Genomic DNA, 18,062 nt, shown 5'->3' on the forward strand with positions numbered 1-18,062 from the left:
TCGCCAGGCCCTGTGCTCCGTTAACCTCTCTCTTTTTCGCTGATGGCAGAAATGGCTATGGCTTTTGACTGGACAGGTATTGCCCTGGGCCTCGCTGGCGCTGGATTGCCGCTACTGGCTCTGTGCTGGCAGTTGCAACGGCGGTTGACCGCGCGTACCACCGGCTGGGAATTGCTCGAAGAGCGCCTGGCCACGGCACTGATGGCCCAGGAAGGCCTGGCCGCCCAGTTGGATGCGAGCCGCGATGAAATCAGCGACCTGAGCCAGGCCAATGCTGCCAAGCAAGCCGACCTGGCTGCCGTGCGCCGCGAAGTTGAACTGCTGCAGATCGACCGCGACAACGCCCGCGACGCCGCTCATGCCTGGAACCTCGACCGCAACGCCAAGGACACCGAACTGCGCCGCCTCGACGCGCTCTCCGCCGCCCTGCGCGCTGAACTGCGTGAGCAACAGGACAGCCATCAACAACGCCTCACCGACCTGCAGGGCTCGCGTGACGAGCTGCGGGCGCAGTTCGCCGAGCTGGCCGGCAAGATCTTTGATGAGCGCGAACAACGTTTTGCCGAAACCAGCCAGGAGCGCCTGGGGCAGTTGCTCGACCCGCTGAAAGAGCGCATCCAGTCCTTTGAAAAGCGCGTGGAAGAGAGTTACCAGAATGAGGCCCGTGAGCGCTTTTCCCTGGCCAAGGAACTCGAACGCCTACAGCAACTGAATCTGCGTCTGTCCGACGAAGCCACCAACCTGACCCGCGCCCTCAAGGGCCAGAAAACCCAGGGCAACTGGGGCGAGCTGATCCTTGAGCGCGTGCTGGAACACGCCGGTCTGGAGAAGGGCCGCGAGTATCAGACCCAGGTCAGCCTCAAAGGCCCGGACGGCGAGCGCTTCCAGCCGGACGTGTTGATCATGCTGCCCGGTGACAAGCAGGTGGTGGTCGATTCCAAGGTCAGCCTGACCGCCTATCAACAGTATGTTGGCGCGGATGACGAGGTGATCGGCCAGGCGGCGTTGAAGCAGCACGTGTTATCCCTGCGTAATCACGTCAAAGGCCTGGCCGGCAAGGATTACAAGCGCCTGGAAGGCTTGCACAGCCTGGATTTCGTGTTGCTGTTCGTGCCGATCGAAGCGGCGTTTTCCGCGGCGTTGCAGGCCGAGCCCAACCTGTTCCAGGAGGCGTTCGACCGCCATATCGTGATCGTCAGCCCGACCACATTGCTCGCCACTCTGCGGGTGATCGACAGCCTGTGGAAGCAGGAGCGGCAAAGCCAGAACGCGCGGGAAATCGCCGAGCGTGCCGGGTGGCTGTACGACAAATTCGTGTTGTTTATCCAGGATCTGGATGAAGTGGGCAATCGTCTGCAGCAGTTGGATAAGGCTTACAGCTCGGCGCGGAACAAGCTGACAGATGGACGCGGAAATCTGGTCAGTCGTACCGAGCAATTAAGGTTGCTGGGTGCTCGCGCCAGCAAAAGCCTGCCCGCAGATCTGCTGGAGCGGGCAATGACCGATGCCGATGGTGTTGCACACCTCCCTGAGTAAACGCCGATCAAAATGTGGGAGCTGGCTTGCCTGCGATAGCGGTGAATCAGCTTGCATATGTGCTGCTGACCCGCCGCTATCGCAGGCAAGCCAGCTCCCACACAAGCCCATTCCCACATTTCGGATCGAGTAAGGCCTGCCTACAGCGGCAAATGCCGACTCAGCAACGCCCGCAACGCCGCCGGCTTCACCGGCTTGGCCAGGTAATCCAGCCCCGCCGCATGCACCTCGGCCACCATCTCCGGCCGGCCGTCGGCGCTGATCACCACGCCGGGAATCGGCTCCGCCAATTGTGCCCGCAGCCAGCCCATCAACTCGGTACCGGTCTCGCCATGGTCCAGGTGGTAATCCACCAAGGCCAGTTGCGGGCGCACGCCGTCAGCCAACAGCGCCGCACATTGCGCCTGGTCGGTGGCGGTCCACACTTCGCAACCCCAGCGGCTCAACAGGCTGCGCATGCCGATCAGGATGCTTTCTTCGTTATCCACGCACAGCACTTGCGCACCGCTCAATGGCAAGCCGCTTTCTTGCGCGCTCTTCACCTGCGGGCTCGCCTGGTTGCGCGCCAATGGCACGCGCACGCTGAACACGCTGCCCTTGCCGGGCCATGAGCGCACGCTCAAGCGGTGGCCCAAGACGCGGCACAGGCCGTCGGCAATCGCCAGGCCCAGGCCCAGGCCTTTTTCGGCGCGGGTCTGGTGGCTGTCCAGGCGTTTGAACTCTTCGAAGATCACCTTCTGTTTATCCACGGGAATGCCGGGGCCACGGTCCCACACCTCCAGGCACAACTCGCCCTTGCGCCGGCGTACGCCAAGCAGCACTGGGCCGTCGGCATAGCGGAAGGCGTTGGTGAGAAAATTCTGCAAGATCCGCCGCAGCAACTTGATGTCACTGTCTACCCGCAGGCGGCTGCCGCGCAGGCGGAAGCGCAAGCCTTGTTCCTGGGCCAGGGCCTTGAATTCGGCGCCAAGTGTGTCGAACAGTTCATTGAGGGCGAAGGGCTGGCGCTGTGGGTTGATCTTGCCGTTTTCCAGGCGCGAGATGTCCAGCAGGTCGCTGATCAGGTCTTCGGCGGAGCGCAGCGAGCTGTCCAGGTGCTGCACCAATTGCCGGGCTTCGCCGGACAGGCCGTCGTTCTGGTGGGACAGGGCGGCGGAGAACAGGCGTGCGGCGTTCAGCGGTTGCATCAGGTCATGGCTGACCGCCGCGAGGAAACGTGTCTTCGATTGGCTGGCGGACTCGGCCACGCCTTTGGCGTCGGTGAGTGCCACATTCAGCTGCGACAGTTCATGGGTGCGCTCGGTCACCCGTTGTTCCAGGCCTTCGTTGGCCTCGGTCAGCGCTTGCTCGGCTTCGCGGAAGGCGGTGATGTCGGTGAAACTCATGACAAAACCGCCGCCCGGCATCGGGTTGCCGATCAACTCGATCACCCGCCCGTTGGGGAACAAGCGCTCGGAGGTGTGCGCGCGGCCTTGGCGCATCCAGTGCAGGCGGCGCGCCACATGCACTTCCGCCTCGCCCGGCCCGCACAGGCCACGCTCGGCGTTGTAGCGAATGATGTCGGCAATCGGTCGGCCGACGCTGATCAAGCCTTCCGGGTAGTTGAACAGTTCCAGGTAACGGCGGTTCCACGCCACCAGCTTGAGGGACTGGTCCACCACGCTGATGCCCTGGGTGATGTTTTCAATCGCGCCTTGTAGCAGGGCGCGGTTGAATTGCAGGACCTCGGAGGCTTCGTCGGCGATCCGTACCACGTCCTCCAGCTGCATCTCCCTACCTTCAATCGCGGCTTTTACCACGGCCCGTGTGGACGAAGCGCCGAGCACACCGGCCAGCAGGCGTTCGGTGTGGGCGATCCAATCGTTATCGGCATTCTGGTTGGGGTTGAAGCCTTTGCCCTGGCGGTAGGCGAAACGGATAAAGCTCTGCTGGGCGCGTTCTTCACCGACAAAACGCGCCGCCAGGCTCAGCAGGTCGCTGATCTGCACCGACAGCATCGACCGCGCACTGGCCCGCTGGCTGATTTCCTGGCCAATAAAGCGTCCCGCCTGCCAATGCTCGGACACCCGTGTGCGGGACAACATCGACACCCAGACGAACAGGGTGAAGTTGCCCGCCAGGGAGAACACCGTACCCAGGGTCAACGAGGTCACCGACAAGCCGAACGGGTGGGAATGCATCCACGTCAGGCCGGGGAAAAGGCTTAAGGACCAGCCGAGACTTTTCGCCGTCACCGGTAGGACCAGTGTGTAGAACCACAGGAAAGTGCCCGCAGCCAAGCCGGCAAATACGCCACGGCGGTTGGCTTGTTTCCAATACAGTGCGCCGAGCATGGCCGGCGCCAGTTGCGTCACGGCGGCGAAGGCGATCTGGCCGATGGTCGCCAAGCTCGCGGTGGAGCCCAGCAAGCGGTAGCTCACGTAGGCCAGCAACAGAATGATCACAATGCTGACCCGGCGCACCGACAGCATCCAGTGGCGGAACACTTCGAACGGCCGCTCGGCGCTGGAGCGCCGCAACAGCCACGGCAGCAGCATGTCGTTGGAAACCATGGTGGACAGGGCGATGCTCGCCACGATCACCATGCCGGTGGCGGCCGACGCGCCGCCGATAAACGCCAGCACGGCGAGGGCCGGGTGGGCTTCGGCCATCGGCAGGCTGATCACGTAGGAATCCGGCAGCACCGAGCCGGGCAGCAGCATCTTACCGCCCAAAGCGATAGGGATGACGAACAGTGCGGCGAGGATCAGGTAGGCGGGGAACACCCATTTGGCCAGGCGCAGGTCCTGGGGGTCGATGTTCTCCACCACCGTTACGTGGAACTGTCGCGGCAGGCAGATGATCGCCATCATGGCCACGCCGGTCTGCACCACCATCGACGGCCAGTTGACGGTTTCTTTCCAGTATTCCTCCAGGCGCGGCGCAAGCATCGCCTGGTTGAACAGGTCGCCGAAACCGTCGTACAGGCCGTAGGTCACAAACGCGCCGACGGCGAGAAAGGCGAACAGTTTGACCAGCGATTCAAACGCAATCGCCAGCACCATGCCACGGTGGTGTTCGGTGGCGTCGAGATTGCGGGTACCGAAGACAATGGTGAACAGCGCCAGCACCAGCGACACGATCAATGCCGTGTCCTGGGCGCGGGTGCCGGTGGTGTCTGCGCCGGCGCCGATCAGCAGGTTCACGCCGAGCACGATGCCTTTGAGTTGCAGGGCGATGTAGGGCAGCACGCCGACCAGGCAGATCAGCGCGACCACCACCGCCAGGGACTGGGATTTGCCGTAGCGCGCGGCGATAAAGTCGGCAATGGAGGTGATGTTTTCCTGCTTGCTGATCAGGATCATCTTTTGCAATACCCAGGGTGCCAACACCAGCAGTAGCACCGGTCCCAGGTAGATCGGTAAAAACGCCCACAGTTGTTCGGCGGCTTGACCGACAGCGCCGAAGAAGGTCCAGCTGGTGCAGTAGACCGCCAGTGACAGGCTGTATACCCAAGCGCGCACGCGTGGCGGCAGCGGCGCGCGGCGGCGGTCACCGTAGAAGGCGATGGCAAACATAATGGCCATATAGGCCAGGGCAACGGCGGCGATCAGCCCGCTGGACAGCGTCATGGTAACTCCGAGCAGAAGAACACCCAGGCATTCCAGGCCCGGTGGGGCAGTTTCGCATGATGCAGGGGGTTAGTCAGTGTCGACCAAGGTCGCGTGAGGGGGAATGTCGCAGGCTCGCGTTTAGCGCGGCGGTAGGGTCTTCTGGCGCAGGATATAGATAGTCACCAGTACTGCGCTGGTCAGCATGAAGCCGCGCGCCCACGGCAGCGGCACCAGGTAGCAGGACAGGCCGATGCTCAGCCACATCAAGCCGATGGCGTAGACCTTGCCTTTGAAGGGAATGCCATTGCCGTCCAGGTAGTCGCGAATCCACGGGCCCAGGCGCGGGTGTTCCACCAGCCAGTGGTAGAAACGCGGGGAGCTGCGGGCGAAGCAGGCGGCGGCGAGGAGCAGGAAGGGGGTTGTCGGCAATACCGGTAGGAAAATGCCGATCACCCCCAGCGCTACGCTCAGCCAGCCGATGGCCAGCAGTGCGTAACGCAGGAGCAGCGAGCGGTTGCCCATGGGTGTCACGGGCACGCGACTCAGTGGTGACGTGGCTTGAGGATCGCCGGTTTTTCGTCAGGGGCGTTGCACAGCAGGTACAGGGCGGTCAGGGCTTCCGGGATCTGGACGATCATGTCGTCCATCAGATTGGCGTCGGAGGCGATGTCGGCGAACTCTGGCTGGTCGTCGAACAGGCCCGAACCGACCATGATCGGCAGCAGCATTTCGCTGACTTCTTCCTCTGCGGTTTCGAACCAGGCGGCTTCGCGCAGGAACACGCCTTCCATGAAGCCGATGCACCAGCCGCGCAGGTCGGAGTCATCCGGCTCTTCGCCGAGGTCCAGGTCGCATGGCAGCTCGAATTCCTCGTCGGAGGCCAGTTGGCGACCGATGTGGGCTTTCAGGGCCACCAGGGTGGATTCGATTTCTTCACGCTGGGCGGCGTCGGCGTAGTGCGGCTCTTCGGCGAACAGCGCGTCGATCCACTCACGATCAGGGACAGGCTCGGCGCAGATGGACAGGGCGGTCAGGTAGCCGTGGGCGGCCACGTAGTCCAGCGCCTCGTCATGCAGCTCATCGGCGTCGAGGAAGGCTTGCAGGCGGGTTAGTTGCTCAGCGAAGGACATTGAAGGACTACCTTGGGAATAAACGATGCTGAATTCTAGGCTTTCTTGAGCGCCCAGGCCAGTGTGGGAGCGGGCTTGCTCGCGAAGGGCGCGATTTGGTGTGGCTGACGGAACAGATTTCTCAGCGTTTCTGGGGGATTACCGAATTTTCGCTATTCGTCAGCCGCGCCCTTTGCCGGGTGCTGCTCGGGTATACTGCCGCGTTTTGTGATGCCCCTGCAGGCCAAGCGCCAACCCGCGAAAACTTCGCTTACGGATTATTTTCCGTGAGGCCGGGTTTTTTCGGCCAGCCTGTACAGAGGGATTTCGGCGATATTTTGGAGTTTTACATGCTCGATCAGGCTCAACGCGTCCTCAAGGACATCTTCGGCTACGACAGTTTTCGTGGCCGCCAGGGTGCGATCATTGAGCGCGTGGCCAGTGGCGGCGATGCACTGGTCTTGATGCCTACCGGCGGCGGCAAGTCGTTGTGCTTCCAGGTGCCGGCGCTGTTGCGCAATGGCCTGGCGGTGGTGGTGTCGCCGCTGATCGCATTGATGGACGATCAGGTCGCGACCCTCGAAGAACTCGGTGTTGCTGCTGCCTCGCTGAACTCCACCCTCAGCGCCGAGCAGCAGCGCGACCTGGCCGCGCGGATCAAACGCGGCGAAGTGAAGATGCTGTACCTGGCGCCCGAGCGCCTGGTGCAGCCGCGTATGCTGGCTTTCCTGCAGAGCCTGGAAATCGCCCTGTTCGCCATCGACGAGGCCCACTGCGTGTCGCAATGGGGTCACGATTTCCGCCGCGAATACCTGCAACTGGGGCAATTGGCCGAGCTGTTCCCCGACGTACCGCGCATCGCCCTGACCGCCACTGCCGACAAGCGTACCCGCGAAGAAATCGTCGAACGCCTGCATTTGCAGAACGCCGAGCGGTTCCTATCGAGCTTTGACCGACCGAATATCTTCTACCGCATCGTGCCCAAGGAGCAGCCGCGCAAGCAGTTGCTCGCGTTCCTGTCCGAACGCCGCAGCGATGCCGGAATCGTCTATTGCCTGTCGCGCAAGAAGGTCGATGAAGTGGCCGCGTTCCTCTGCGAGCAAGGCTACCCGGCGCTGCCGTACCACGCGGGCTTGCCCAATGAAACGCGCTCTGCGCACCAGAAGCGCTTCCTCAACGAGGAAGGCCTGATCATGGTGGCGACCATTGCGTTTGGCATGGGCATCGACAAATCCAACGTGCGCTTTGTAGCGCACATGGATCTGCCCAAGTCCCTTGAGGCGTATTACCAGGAAACCGGTCGCGCCGGCCGTGATGGCCTGCCGGCGGATGCGTGGATGGTCTACGGCCTGCAAGACGTGGTGATGCTCAAGCAGATGCTGCAAAACTCCGAAGGCGACGAGCGCCACAAGCGCCTGGAACAGCACAAGCTGGATGCCATGCTTTCGTTGTGCGAAGAGACCCGCTGCCGCCGCCAGACCTTGCTCGCGTATTTTGACGAAGACATGCCCGAGCCCTGCGGCCACTGTGACAACTGCACCGACGGCGTGCAGACCTGGGATGCCACCGAACCGGCGCGCCAGGGCCTTTCGGCGATCTACCGCACTGGCCAGCGCTACGGCGTGGGCCATTTGGTGGACGTGTTGCTGGGCAAGGACAACGAGAAAGTGCGCAGCTTTGGCCACGAGAAACTCTCGGTCTACGGCGTCGGCAAGGCCCGCGCTGAGGGCGAATGGCGCTCGCTGTTCCGGCAGATGGTTGCGCGTGGCCTGGTGGACATCGACATCGAGGGTTATGGCGGCTTGCGCCTGAACGACAGCTGTCGGCCGTTGCTCAAGGGCGAGGTCAGCCTGGAGCTGCGCCGCGACCTCAAGCCACAAACCACCGGCAAGACTAGCACCAGCCAGGCCAGCCAACTGGTACGTGGCGAAGAGCGCGAACAATGGGAAGCCTTGCGCACCCTGCGACGCAAACTGGCCCAGGAACACAGCGTGCCACCGTACGTCATCTTCCCCGACTCCACCTTGTTGGAGATGCTGCGCGAGCAGCCGACGACGATGTCGGAAATGGCCCGGGTCAGTGGCGTGGGTGCACGCAAGCTGGAGCGTTATGGCCAGGCCTTTCTCGAAGTCCTTGGCGGTCAGGCCGAAGCGCCGAAGGAAGTCGCCGATATCCGCCACGAGCTGATCAGCCTGGCGCGTGCGGGCATGACGCCGATCCAGATCGCCGGTCAACTGCAATGCTCGGAGAAGAACGTCTATACCTTGCTGGCCGAGTCCATCGGCGCACAACAGCTGTCGCTGGAGCAGGCTCTCGATTTGCCGGAAGACTTGCTGGGTGAAATCCAGGATGCGTTCCTCGACGGCGAGGGCGAATTGCCGCCGGTTGCGGAGATCGCGCCATTGTTCACCGGGCGGGTGCCTGAGGGCGTTTTGTACTGCGTTCGTGCCGCTTTGCAGTCGGAATTCGAAATTTAGTGCGTCAATTACGACAATGTAACGAATCAGTACATAGCACCTCTTGCCTACTGGCAGGGCTCATGCTTAGCTGACTAATAATTAGCCACACTTTGTTTTCAGTCTAAATCATGAGTTTTTTATGCCGTTAACCGATCAACACCGTTTTGGCATGCAGTTGGCGCAAATGTCCCGAGGTTGGCGCGCCGAGCTGGATCGCCGCCTGGCGGGGCTGGGCTTGTCCCAGGCGCGCTGGTTGGTGCTGTTGCACCTGGCGCGTTTTGAAGAAGCGCCTACCCAACGTGAGCTGGCACAAAGTGTTGGCGTTGAAGGGCCAACGCTGGCGCGTTTGCTCGACAGCCTCGAAAGCCAGGGCCTGGTGCAACGTCAGGCCGTGGTGGAAGACCGCCGCGCCAAGCGCATCTTGCTGTGCGACACGGCCCGCCCGCTGATTGATCAGATCGAAACCATCGCGACGGCGTTGCGGCATGAGCTGTTTGTGGGTGTGGATGAAGAGGATATGAAGGTGTGCATGCGTGTGCATGGGCACATCCTGGCGAATCTGGAAAAGTCCTGATCCTAGAAGAAATGTGGGGCTGGCTTATGTGGGAGCTGGCCCTCTGCGATGGCCATCGGTATCTACACAACGACTGGACCTGACAAAACCCGAAGCTCTGGCTCTGGCTCTGGCTTTTCAGCTTTTGATCTTAGGCACACCGAGCATTAGCGAGGTGCCGAGTGGTGGGGCAAGAGCCCTTTGGTTACTTTGGGGCTTTTCCAAAGTGACCCGCCGTAAGGGCGGAACCCTATTCAGCCGTTACCTAAATAACGGATATGTACTCCGATCAAAAAGCCTCAGCGCCTAGAACATAGCCATCGCAGGCAAGCCAGCTCCCACAAAAGCCAGCTCCAACAGTGTCAGAACGTCTGGCCCAGGTTCAAATACACCGCCTTCTGATTGTCATCGTTAAACCCATAACTGAAATTCAGCGGCCCCAACGGTGTATCAAACCCCAGGAAAATACTCGCAGCGTTGATATAGCCGCTGTCGAACTCATTATCGTTGTTCCACGCCCTGCCGCGTTCCAGGGAAGCCCCCAGGTACAGCGGGAAATCCAGCGGCAAGTACGAGCGCGGCGTCAGCCGGCGGTAGTACACCGCCCGCATCAGGCTGACGTTCTGCCCGGAAATCGCATCTTCACGAAAGCCTGACAGCTGCCGCGCACCACCCAGCAGGAAGCTGGAAATCACCACGTCAGACTTATCCAGCGTACGCCCGTAACGCCCGCCCAGCACCAGTGTGTCCGGGCCATTGCTCATGGCCTTGTCCAGTTTGAATTCCCACTGCCGGTAGCGCTGGTCAGAACCCAGCCCCGGTTCGAACTCGCGGTAGGCCAGGCCGATGTCTTCACCGCTGTGGGGGAAGTACACGTTGTCGAGGGAGTCGAAGGAGTACTTCAACTCGTAGAAGCCTTCACTGAAGCTCACACTTGGCAGGTCGCGATCACCGATGCGCACATCCGCCTTGCCCCAGGCTTCACCGACACCGAAGCGGATTTCGCCGCTGTTGCCGATCTGCCGGCCCACGTTCAAGCCGAAACCGTAGCGTTCCAGGCGGTATTCGGAGATGGGGTCGTTGTCCAGGATCAGCTCGACGTTCTGCGCCTGCGCACTGATATAAGGCGCGACGAAGTACCGCGAGCCCGTGTCCATCGGTTGGTAGAACTCGCTGTACAGCTCTTGGCGGTCACCGATCTGTACCCGCGTCAGCCATTCGGCACCCAGGCGGTTGATGCCATTCATGCGGTAGCTGGCGCCGAGGTTGAAGGCGCTGTCGCCGCGCATGTCGTCGGACAGGTTCAGGCCCAGGCGCAGGTAGTCGGTGCCGCTGCGTTTGCCCCGTGCGCTGATGACCAGCGTGTTGTCCTGGCCTTTCTTGATCACGCGGTATTGCACCTGCTCAAAGTAATCCAGGCCATACAAGGTGCCCATATCGGTTTGCAGGCGCCCCAGGTTCAGCGGTTCGCCCAGGGGCTGGCGGATGTAATAGCGGATCACGTCTTCGCTGACTTTCGAGTCGTTCTCGATGTTGATGGCGGTGATCACCGGCGTGCGCTCGCCTGGTGTGCGCGCGGCAACCAGTTGTGGGTCGACCGGCTCTGCGGGACGCAGGTGGGCCAGGCGCAGGTCGAGGGCGCGGGTGGCGCGGTAGCCGGCGTCGATCATCTCTTTGGCGCGGCCAAAGTCGGTCACGCCAAAGGCCGCCAGGGGCGGTTGGATCAGCACGTCCTTGGGGTGCAGGGCCTTGAGTTGTTCCTCGGAGTTGCTGCGCGTCATCAAGGTGATGGATTGGTTGAGCACATCCACTACCGTCGCCAGTTGTTTGCGCGAACGCAGTGGGGTGCCGATGTCCACCACAATGGCGATATCCACGCCCATCTCCCGCGCCACGTCCAGCGGGATATTGTCGGTCATGCCGCCGTCCACCAGCAGGCGGCCGTCCAGCTCCACCGGGGCAAACACCGCCGGGATCGACATGCTGGCGCGGATCACCTGAGGCAGGTGGCCCTTGCTGAACACCACCTTTTCGCCGGTGGTGATGTCGGTGGCCACCGCGCGGAACGGGATCGGCAGCTTGTCGAAATTACGCGTGTTACTGCTGTGGGCGAACATGCTTTCCAGCAGCAGCGCGAGGTTCTGGCCCTGGATCACGCCCAGTGGCAAGCCCAGGCTGCCGTCGTCGCGAAAGCTGAGTTTTTGTTTGACCAGGAAGTCGCGGTCGTCCTGTTTGCGCCGAAACGGCACATCTTCCCGTGGCGGCGCGTCAGACAGGGCCTGTTGCCAGTCGATGCTCAGTGCGAGTTTTTCCAGCTCGTCGATCTTGTAGCCCGATGCATACAGCCCGCCAATCACTGCACCCATGCTGGTGCCGGCAATCGCATCGATATGAATGCCTTGCTCCTCCAGCGCCTTGAGCACACCGATATGCGACAGGCCACGGGCGGCACCACCGGAGAGCACCAGGCCGATTTTTGGGCGTGGGGTTTCGACGGCTTGGGCGAGGAGGGGCAGCAGGCACAGCAACAGGCAGGGCAACAGGCGGCGCATCATGAATCTCAAGGCTCGGCGTTAAAGGCCGCTATTATAGCCACCCGATGCGCCGAGCCCGTTACCCCAGGAGCCTATCAAGTTATGTCCATGAGCAAGCCCGAGATCGTCATCACCTATTGCACCCAGTGTCAGTGGCTACTGCGCGCGGCGTGGCTGGCCCAGGAGCTGCTCAGCACGTTTGCGGATGACCTGGGTAAAGTGTCGCTGGAACCGGCCACCGGCGGTGCGTTCCGCATCACCTGCGATGGCGTGCAGATCTGGGAGCGCAAACAGGACGGTGGCTTCCCGGAAGCCAAGGTGCTCAAGCAACGGGTACGTGACAGGATCGACCCGCAGCGCGACCTCGGGCACAACGACCGCACGCAGTAAAGGTCACCGCTCCAGGGGAACGGTGACCGGAACGCTGCTACTTGGCCGCCATCTTCTGCTTGATGAACCCGACAACCCACGTCAGCACCAGGCCGCCGAGGCCACCACCGGCAATGTTGGTGCCCACCGCCGCGACGTCCAGTGCCGCGCCGTCGGCTGTGCCGGTGAACTGCGCAATAACCTGGCCCAGGACCAGGCCGCCCACACCGCCGAGAAAGGTGTTGAGCCCGGTGCCCAGGCTCTGCTTGGTCATGCCGGCCAGGTTGCCGCCGACGGCGCCGCTGATGATCTGCACCAACAAGCTGATAAGTGTTTCCATGATGAAACCCCTGCATAGCGTTAATGGAGTGACCACTCGCTTGCAGCAACTTCAAACGTCAGGGCTGTCGTCGAGAAGTCTTATCCGTTGAACGACGACAGACTGTTGCGGATGGGCAGAGTATAGATCAGGCCGTTGCCGCCGGCTGTTTGGCCTGGCTGGCGCTGCCCATCAGCCCCGACAGCACGATGGCGACGATGATCAGCGCGCCGCCCAGCAGCATGCGCAGCGTCGGGGTTTCGGCGAATAGCAGCCAGGCCACGGTAATGCCGTAGACCGGCTCCATGGCAAACACCACCGACGCGGTACGCGCCTTGATCACCGCCAGGCTGGCGACAAACAGGCTGTGGGCCAGGCCGGTGCAGAACACCCCCAGCAAGCCGATCCACAGCCAGTCAATGCCACGCACATCTGCCAGCCCCGGGGCCGCAACCGGCAACAGTAACGCCGCGACCACCACGTTCTGGCACAGCGCTGCCTGCACGGCAGGAATTCTCCCGGAGCTGGCGCGATTGTTCAGCGACAACAGGGAAAACAACAGCCCCGAGGCGATGCCCCACAGCAGGCCGCCGGTGGCTTCGCTGGCCAGATTGAAGTCCGGGGTGACCAGCACCAGGCCGATGCTGACCAAAACCACCAGCAGCACTTCGTTGGCGCGGATGCGCTCGCGGAAAATCAACCCTTCGAGGATCACGGTAAACGCCGGGAACGCGGTAAAGCCCAGGGTCGCGACCGCCACACCGCCCACCTTGACCGCGAGAAAGAAGGTCACCCAATGCGCCGCCAGCAATACACCGCTGACCAGCAGCCGGCGCCAGTCACGGCTTTCCAGTTTTTTCCACGGGGCATTGCTGGCAAAGCGCGCGAACACTGCCAGGGCGAGCACGGCAAATGCAGCGCGACCAAACACGATGATGGCCGGCGAGGCGGCCGCCAGCTTGCCGAATACGCCGGTGAGGCCAAACATCAATGCGCCGATATGCAGGGCGCCGAGGGCTGAACGGGGAGTCATTGCGATCCTTGAACGTACGGGGTGACGAAAAACCCAGTCTAGAGGGTGGCAGGCCTGGGTGTCTGTCGTCGGGCTCGCGTTGTTTGTCGCGGGACTCTTGCTACGGTGCGCGACGCAACTGACCGGGGGAGGCGCCGAATTCCCGCAGCATCGCGGCGGCGAAGGCGCTTTGCGAGCTATAGCCGACGCGCTCGGCGATTTCGCCGATGGGCAGCGGTGTGCCGCGCAGCATGTCGAGGGCCATATGCAGGCGACGGCTGCGGATGTAGTCCATGGGCGTCTGCCCGCATTCGGCAATAAACCGCGCATGCAGGCGCGCGGGCGATAGGTCGGCGATGCGTGCAAGGTCGGCGACCTGCAACGGGTGGGCGACGTGTCGCTTGATGTGCGCATTGAACGCGGCATACGGCAGGCGTTTGCCCGGCAGGGGCATGGCCGCTTGCGGCGGGTTGAGGCTGGCGAGCAGCAGCACCGCGCCTTGCTGCACGATCAGCGGGTCATTCACCGGGCTGTGCGCCAGCCACTGCACCAACTGGTGTTGCCGGGCGTCCAGGGCCAGGCGCGACGGTTGATCGAGCAAGCGGCGGCTGGCATCCGCATGCTCACCCAACGATTGCAGCACCCAGTGTTCGGTGGGCACGTCCAGCACCAGGCAGCGGCTGCCATCGCGGCTGTCGCAGACGTGGTGGGCGGAGTAGGGCAGCACCATCACGCTGCTTTCGCGCACCTGGCTGCCACGGCCCTCGACCTCGAAGTCCAGGTGCCCGGACAGGCCGAACACCAGCTGCGCATGGTCATGGCTGTGGTCGATGGGCGCTTGGGTGTAATGGCGTAGCGTGAGGATCGGTCTCATCGCGGTCTCCTGGGGCAGGCTGTCGCAGTCTACAACGCTTCGTGCCCGCTGGGCGCTGTCATCAGACTGACGCACAGTTGTCATGGGCTATTAATCGCCTTGGCGCAAGCTCGCAAAAACAGCGTCGAGGGATGCCCATGACCAGTGCCGAGTTGACCAAGCCCAGCCGCAAGCAACGGGTGCGTACCCTGTGGATTTCCGATGTGCACCTGGGCACCCGGGATTGCCAGGCCGAACATTTGTCGCAATTCCTCAAGGGCTACCACGCCGACAAGATCTACCTGGTGGGTGACATCATCGATGGCTGGAAACTGCGCGGCGGCATGTATTGGCCCCAGGCCCACACCAACGTGATCCGCCGCCTGCTGACCATGGCCAAGCGCGGCACCGAGGTGATCTATGTCACCGGTAACCACGACGAATTTCTGCGCCGCTATTCCAAGCTGATCCTCGGCAATATCCAGTTGGTCGACGAAGCGGTGCACGTGACGGCGGACGGTCGGCATCTGCTGGTGATTCATGGCGACCAATTCGATGTGATCACCCGCTATCACCGCTGGCTGGCGTTCCTTGGCGATTCGGCCTACGAATTTACCCTCACATTGAACCGCTGGCTCAACCACTGGCGCGCGCGGTATGGCTACGGGTACTGGTCGCTGTCGGCGTATCTGAAGCACAAGGTGAAGACGGCGGTGAGCTTTATCAGTGATTTCGAAGAAGCCATCGCCCACGAAGTGACCAAGCGCGAGTTGCACGGCGTGGTGTGCGGGCACATTCACCATGCGGAAATTCGCAAGGTGGGCGAGGTGGATTACCTCAATTGCGGGGATTGGGTGGAGTCGTGCACGGCGTTGATCGAGCACTGGGATGGGCAGATCGAGTTGTATCGGTTGGCGGATGCGCAGGCGAAAGAGGCGCAGCTCAAGGCTGAGATGGTCACAGGTTAAATGGATTCACTCGGTCGAATAATGTGGGAGCTGGCTTGCCTGCGATAGCGGTGTATCAGCCCCACAGTTTGCACTGATAGACCGCTATCGCAGGCAAGCCAGCTCCCACACAAGCCAGCTCCCGGTTTCTTCAGTTGGATACGTCGGCGATCGCTTCAGCCAGCAGTGCCAGGCGTGTCGCATCAACCCCGGCAACGTTCGCCCGCCCCGAATTGACCATATACACACTGTGCTTCTCGCGCAGTTGCTTGACCTGTTCGGCACTCAAACCGGTGTAGGAAAACATCCCACGCTGTGCCCCGATATGCGCAAACCGCTCGGCCAAACCGTGCGGCGCCAAGGCTTCCACCAGCCCGGAGCGCAAGTGCGCAATCCGCGAACGCATGGCTTCCACTTCACCACTCCACAGCGCTTTCAGCTCGGCATCACCGAGGATCGTCGCCACCACCGCCGCACCATGATCCGGCGGCGTTGACCACAGGTTACGCGCGATATTCGCCAGTTGGCTGCGCACGTCGATCAGCTTCTCGGCATCCGCCGCGCACACGATCAACGCGCCGACACGGTCGCTGTACAGGCCAAAGTTCTTCGAGCAGGAGCTGGTGACCACTACTTCCGGCAGCTCGGCCGCAAACAGCCGTACGGCCCAGGCATCTTGTTCCAGGCCGTCGCCAAAGCCCTGGTAGGCAAAGTCGATCAGGGGCAGCAACTGGCGCTCGCGCACGATCTGCAGCACTTGGCGCCAGTCGTCCTGGGACAGGTCGAAACCGGTCGGGTTGTGGCAGCAGGCGTGCAGCAGCACCACATCGCCCTTGGGCACGGTGGCCAGGGTGGCGAGCATGGCCGTCACATCCAGGCGGTTGTCTGCGCCCACGTAGGGGTAGTGGCTGACCTTGAGGCCGGCTTTGGCAAAGATGCTTTCGTGGATCGGCCAGGTCGGGTTGCTCAGCCACACGCCACGGCCCGGCAGGCTGTGGGCGATGAAGTCGGCGCTCAGGCGCAGGGCGCCGGTGCCGCCTGGGGTCTGGGTGGCGCCGGCACGGCGGGCGTGGATCAGTGCCGAGTCGGCGCCGAGCACCAGTTGGCTGATCAGTGTGCCGAAGGCGGCGTTGCCGTGGCCGCCGATGTAGGTCTTGGTGGTTTGCGTGTCCACCAGGCGCTGCTCGGCCAGCTTCACTGAGTGGGGAATCGGCGTCAGGCCCTGGTCGTCCTTATAGACGCCGACGCCGAGGTCGAATTTGTTCGGGTTGCTGTCCTGGGCATACAGGTCCATGAGCCCGAGGATCGGGTCGCCGGGTACGCGGCCAATCGCATCAAAGTGCATTACTTGCGGCCCTCGGCGTCCTTGGCCACTTCGTCGGTGCGGGCGGCCATGATGAAATCGTTGCGGTGCAGGCCTTTGATGGAGTGGCTCCACCAGGTCACGGTGACCTTGCCCCATTCGGTGAGCAGGCCAGGGTGATGGCCTTCGGCTTCGGAGATGTCACCCATGGCATTGGTAAAGGCCAGGGCGAACTTGAAGTTCTTGAACAGGAAAACCTTTTCCAGCTGCATCACGCCGTCGCGCACTTCGATGTTCCAGTCGGGGATCTGCTTGATCAGCACTGGCAGTTCTTCATCGCTGACTTGCGGGGCGTCGGCGCGGCAGGCTTCGCAGTGGGCTTGGTTCAAGGTGGTCATGGGAAAGTGTCCTGAATTCGAATGATGAAGGTCAGTGGCGTCACCCTAAAGCAACGCAGGGTCGGGGAACAGACTCACCTGGCCCTAAAAACTGAGGTTTAAGCGGCTTTGGGTTTGGGCGGAAATTTCGGTGCATGCAAGCCGAGCTGCATGCCGCGCTCGACCATGCCCATGATGTCTTCCTGCGCCACTTCGAACAGGCGCTTGAGCTCCGGCAGCACGAAGTACAGCGGTTGCAGGATGTCGATGCGATACGGCGTGCGCATCGCTTCCAGCGGGTCGAAAGCCTGGTGCTCGGGCTCGGCGGACAGGCTGTACACCGTCTCCTTGGGCGACGACAAAATGCCACCGCCGTAGATGCGCAGGCCTTGGGGCGTGTCCACCAGGCCGAACTCGATGGTCATCCAATACAACCTGGCCAGGTAAACCCGTTGCTCTTTGCTGGCGGCGAGGCCGAGCTTGCCGTAGGTGTGGGTGAATTCGGCGAACCAGGGGTTGGTCAGCAGCGGGCAGTGGCCAAAGATCTCGTGGAAAATATCCGGCTCTTGCAGGTAGTCCAGTTCTTCACGGGTGCGAATAAAGGTCGCGACCGGAAACTGCTTGTTGGCGAGCAGTTCGAAGAAGGTCTGGAAGGGGATCAGCGCGGGAACGCGGGCCACTTGCCAGCCGGTGGTCGCGGCCAGCACTTTATTGATCTCGCCCAGTTGCGGGATCCGGTCATGAGGCAGGCCGAGCTTGTCGATGCCGTCCAGGTATTCCTGGCAGGCGCGGCCTTCGATCACTTTCAACTGGCGCGTGATCAGGGTGTTCCACACCGCGTGTTCTTCCGGCGGGTAGTGGATAAAACCTTGCGCATCGGGCTCGCGGGCCACGTAGTGCGTCTGCTTCATACGGCTCTCCTGCTAGGCATTCGTTCTTGTTATGTCCTGGGATGCCCTATTGATAACCCTTACGCGGCCAGGCGCCATCCGTGTCCTGGGCCGGAATGTGGGAAAAATTACCGATTTTTGTAAAGTATTCGTTACGATTGGGTCGCCAGTCGTTGTGCTGGGCTGGGAAAAGGTCACAAGCTGTCAC

General features: G+C 62.1%; 15 protein-coding genes. 5 read left to right on the forward strand and 10 right to left on the reverse strand.

Annotated elements, in window-relative coordinates; translation table 11 throughout:
- Positions 1-57: 57 nt before the first annotated feature.
- A complete protein-coding gene (locus ACU688_RS03125; protein WP_448184023.1) occupies positions 58-1,536 on the forward strand; it encodes a DNA recombination protein RmuC in 1,479 nt (492 codons plus the stop codon).
- 140 nt (positions 1,537-1,676) lie between these two features.
- On the opposite strand, the gene ACU688_RS03130 is transcribed toward ACU688_RS03125, so the two are convergent.
- The 3 genes from ACU688_RS03130 to ACU688_RS03140 form a co-directional block, all read right to left on the reverse strand.
- Positions 1,677-5,147, reverse strand: a complete 3,471-nt coding sequence (locus tag ACU688_RS03130; protein ID WP_448183607.1) for a hybrid sensor histidine kinase/response regulator — start codon at positions 5,145-5,147, stop codon at positions 1,677-1,679.
- Between the two features lie 120 nt (positions 5,148-5,267).
- The gene (locus ACU688_RS03135) at positions 5,268-5,651 is read right to left on the reverse strand and encodes a YbaN family protein (RefSeq protein WP_448184024.1); all 384 of its coding nucleotides are present in this window, start codon (positions 5,649-5,651) and stop codon (positions 5,268-5,270) included.
- A gap of 20 nt (positions 5,652-5,671) precedes the next feature.
- Positions 5,672-6,259 (reverse strand): UPF0149 family protein, encoded by a 588-nt coding sequence (locus ACU688_RS03140; RefSeq protein WP_448183608.1) that lies wholly within the window; start codon positions 6,257-6,259, stop codon positions 5,672-5,674.
- A gap of 329 nt (positions 6,260-6,588) precedes the next feature.
- Here ACU688_RS03140 and recQ point away from each other — a divergent pair, with 329 nt between their 5' ends.
- Positions 6,589-8,715 (forward strand): DNA helicase RecQ, encoded by a 2,127-nt coding sequence (recQ, locus tag ACU688_RS03145; protein ID WP_448183609.1) that lies wholly within the window; start codon positions 6,589-6,591, stop codon positions 8,713-8,715.
- Between the two features lie 121 nt (positions 8,716-8,836).
- Positions 8,837-9,271 (forward strand): MarR family transcriptional regulator, encoded by a 435-nt coding sequence (locus ACU688_RS03150; protein ID WP_017734658.1) that lies wholly within the window; start codon positions 8,837-8,839, stop codon positions 9,269-9,271.
- 341 nt (positions 9,272-9,612) lie between these two features.
- On the opposite strand, the gene ACU688_RS03155 is transcribed toward ACU688_RS03150, so the two are convergent.
- Entirely contained in the window at positions 9,613-11,802 is a 2,190-nt protein-coding gene (locus tag ACU688_RS03155; protein ID WP_448183610.1) for a patatin-like phospholipase family protein, read from the reverse strand.
- A gap of 84 nt (positions 11,803-11,886) precedes the next feature.
- Between ACU688_RS03155 and ACU688_RS03160 the strand changes: the two genes are divergently transcribed.
- A complete protein-coding gene (locus ACU688_RS03160; protein ID WP_448183611.1) occupies positions 11,887-12,174 on the forward strand; it encodes an Rdx family protein in 288 nt (95 codons plus the stop codon).
- A 37-nt stretch (positions 12,175-12,211) separates the two neighbouring features.
- Here the strand turns inward: ACU688_RS03160 and ACU688_RS03165 are convergent, their stop codons facing one another.
- The 3 genes from ACU688_RS03165 to ACU688_RS03175 all read right to left on the reverse strand — a co-directional run bounded on the left by ACU688_RS03165 (position 12,212) and on the right by ACU688_RS03175 (position 14,358).
- Positions 12,212-12,493: a hypothetical protein gene (locus ACU688_RS03165; RefSeq protein ID WP_017734661.1), complete on the reverse strand. Its 282-nt coding sequence runs from the start codon at positions 12,491-12,493 to the stop codon at positions 12,212-12,214.
- Between the two features lie 127 nt (positions 12,494-12,620).
- Positions 12,621-13,505 carry a DMT family transporter gene (locus tag ACU688_RS03170; protein WP_448183612.1) on the reverse strand — a complete coding sequence of 295 codons (885 nt, stop codon included), beginning with the start codon at positions 13,503-13,505 and terminating at the stop codon, positions 12,621-12,623.
- A gap of 100 nt (positions 13,506-13,605) precedes the next feature.
- Positions 13,606-14,358: a helix-turn-helix transcriptional regulator gene (locus ACU688_RS03175; RefSeq protein ID WP_448183613.1), complete on the reverse strand. Its 753-nt coding sequence runs from the start codon at positions 14,356-14,358 to the stop codon at positions 13,606-13,608.
- Positions 14,359-14,495: 137 nt separating this feature from the next.
- Here ACU688_RS03175 and ACU688_RS03180 point away from each other — a divergent pair, with 137 nt between their 5' ends.
- Positions 14,496-15,305, forward strand: a complete 810-nt coding sequence (locus ACU688_RS03180) for a UDP-2,3-diacylglucosamine diphosphatase (protein ID WP_448183614.1) — start codon at positions 14,496-14,498, stop codon at positions 15,303-15,305.
- A 130-nt stretch (positions 15,306-15,435) separates the two neighbouring features.
- On the opposite strand, the gene ACU688_RS03185 is transcribed toward ACU688_RS03180, so the two are convergent.
- The 3 genes from ACU688_RS03185 to phhA all read right to left on the reverse strand — a co-directional run bounded on the left by ACU688_RS03185 (position 15,436) and on the right by phhA (position 17,875).
- Positions 15,436-16,629 (reverse strand): amino acid aminotransferase, encoded by a 1,194-nt coding sequence (locus tag ACU688_RS03185; protein WP_448183615.1) that lies wholly within the window; start codon positions 16,627-16,629, stop codon positions 15,436-15,438.
- Positions 16,629-16,985: a 4a-hydroxytetrahydrobiopterin dehydratase gene (locus ACU688_RS03190; RefSeq protein WP_017735186.1), complete on the reverse strand. Its 357-nt coding sequence runs from the start codon at positions 16,983-16,985 to the stop codon at positions 16,629-16,631. Before ACU688_RS03190 ends, ACU688_RS03185 begins: the two co-directional genes overlap by 1 nt.
- Before the next feature lie 98 nt (positions 16,986-17,083).
- Positions 17,084-17,875, reverse strand: coding sequence for a phenylalanine 4-monooxygenase (gene phhA, locus ACU688_RS03195; protein ID WP_448183616.1), 792 nt, complete (start codon positions 17,873-17,875; stop codon positions 17,084-17,086).
- Between the last annotated feature and the right edge of the window lie 187 nt (positions 17,876-18,062).

This window comes from Pseudomonas acericola (SeqCode), from assembly GCF_053456465.1.